At 71.0% G+C, this 2,181-nt stretch carries 1 protein-coding gene; it reads right to left on the bottom strand.

Annotated elements, in window-relative coordinates:
• The coding region (locus BLW84_RS45905) for an AAA family ATPase (protein ID WP_093279040.1) at positions 1–2,181 on the bottom strand (2,181 nt) is incomplete at both ends.

Genomic DNA, 2,181 nt, shown 5'->3' with positions numbered 1-2,181 from the left:
CCGGTGCGCACACATGCCTCGACCAGGTCCAAGAAAACGCGGTGGAAGTAGGGGAAGAAGGGCGGCAGCACACCCGGTGGGGTAAGCGCGCTCAGATAGGTGTAGGCCTCCTCGTAGGCGCCGCGGGTGACCGCGGCCCGGGCGTTGGTCTCGGCGACCATGCCCAGTACGAGGTTCAGCCGCCGCGGTCGCGCCCAGTCGGCGCTCTCGGTGTTGAGCACTGCGAGCCGCTCGTCGTTTCCGCGGCTGGCCGCGACCAGAGCGGCGGCGTAGTGCATCACGTGCACTTGGAACCTGTCTCCGTTGAAACTCGCCCGCTCGATGCCTTCCTCCGCTATGGCCTCGACTTCGTCCCAACGACCGTGCAGGTACGCGTCGTAGAAGGACGCCGCCGCCGCCATCTGCTGGACGGCATAGGCGCTGCGGAGCGTCAGGCCACGCCAGACGTCCGCGAAATCGCTGAAGGCATCGATGTGGACCGCGGCCAGGATCAGCCATCTCGCCTGCCAGGACGGCAGGTCGGGCGGCAGGTCGGCGACGGTGGCGCGCAGCCTTTCCGCGACAGTGTGAGCGGTACGTGCGGGATCGGCCGTGGCGTCGTAGGCGAGGCGGGCGCAGGGCGATCCCTTGTCCAACGCGCGGCTGACCGGTTCCCACCGATCGGCCCGGCCCAGGCCCAGGCAGGCCCGCACGAGGACGAACAACGCGTCGTCCACGTCCGAATCGGGTTGTTCGCCCGCCGAAATCCCGTCGAGCGCGGAAGCGACCGTTCGCTGGACGCCCTCGAGGTCGCCATCGCGATGGAACATGAGGAAGGCGGCTGCGGTGGCCCGCCGCAGCGGGTCGACCGGCAGCGCTTCGCTCTCGCAGGCCTTGAGCAGCCGTTCCGCGACGTCCATCTGGCCGCCCTGCACGGCCACGACGGCGGCCTCGACCAAACGGCGGGCCCGGTTCAGCGGATTCCCGCTGAGATCGGCCGCACGCGAGAGAGCGGCCGCCGCCTCCGCCGCGCCTCCGCAGTTCAAAGCACGCGCCGCAGCGTGTTCCAGGGCCTGCGCGGCTGACTCGTCCGGCCCGTCGGCGGCGTCGGCGAGGTGCCAGGCCTGCCGCATCGGGTCCTCGGCCAGCACCTCCGCCAGGGCTCGGTGGGCGGCACGGCGCACGGTCGGCGGTGTCATGCGCACCAATGCGGAACGCACGAGCGGATGCCGGAAAACGATCTCCTCCCGCTCCGGGTCGATGGTGATCAGCCCGCTGGACTCGGCGACCTGCAGGGCCTGCTCGTCCCAGTCCTCCCGGCCTTGGGCGGCCGCGCGCACAGTGCGCAGACCACCCGCACCACCGCCGGCGAGGGCGGCCAGCAGGAGACCGGAGCGGGTTACTTCCGGCAGCGACCCGAGCCGGCCCGCGAAGATCGCCTCCAGCCGTTCACCGAGCGGCAGCGGGGAAGGGAGCGGGTCGATGCCTCGCTGCTGCCGCTGATTGAGCCGCGCGGGCATCTCCACGAGGGCAAGGGGATTTCCGGCCGCTTCGGCGAGGATGCGCTGCACCGCCGCCGGCCCCAGGTCCGGGTGCGCCCGCGCCAGCAGCGCAGCGGACTCAGGCGGCGTCAGCGGGGCGACCTCCACGGTCCGGATCCCGGCCAGGTCCGGCGCATTTCGCCAACCCACTCGGACCGCGGCGAGGAAAACCACGGGCAGCGCGCAGACCCGGCGCTGGATGAAATCCAGGACCTGCGCGCTCGAGGCGTCGATCCACTGCACGTCGTCGACGACGAGCAGAACCGGCTGGGTCTCAGCCGCCTGGGACACCAGGGCCAGAGCTGCCGACGAGAGGGCGCAACGATCCGGTGCAGCATTCTCATCCGCTCCGAAGGCCCGGTTCAGCGCCGCCTGCTGAACGGTGGGAAGGCTTTCCACCTGGTCCAGCAGCGGGTACAGCACCTGGTGCAATGCCGCGAACGCGAGCTCGGACTCCGGTTCCACACCGACAGCGCGGAGCACGCGAAAGTCCGCTTGCCGGGCGTACTCCTCCGCCCAGTCGAGCAGGGCGGACTTGCCCACACCTGGATCACCGCGCAGCAACAAGGCCGCCCCGGTCTCCCGCACCCCACGTATTGCGGAACCCAGCAGCGCGACTTCCGCTGCCCGGCCGATCATCGCGGTGTCGCCGCTCTGCACC

It is taken from the genome of Saccharopolyspora shandongensis, assembly GCF_900106995.1.
GTDB classification, from domain to species: domain Bacteria; phylum Actinomycetota; class Actinomycetes; order Mycobacteriales; family Pseudonocardiaceae; genus Saccharopolyspora; species Saccharopolyspora shandongensis.
Note: the sequence above shows the minus strand (reverse complement) of the source record. Positions and strands in the feature narration are given on the sequence as shown.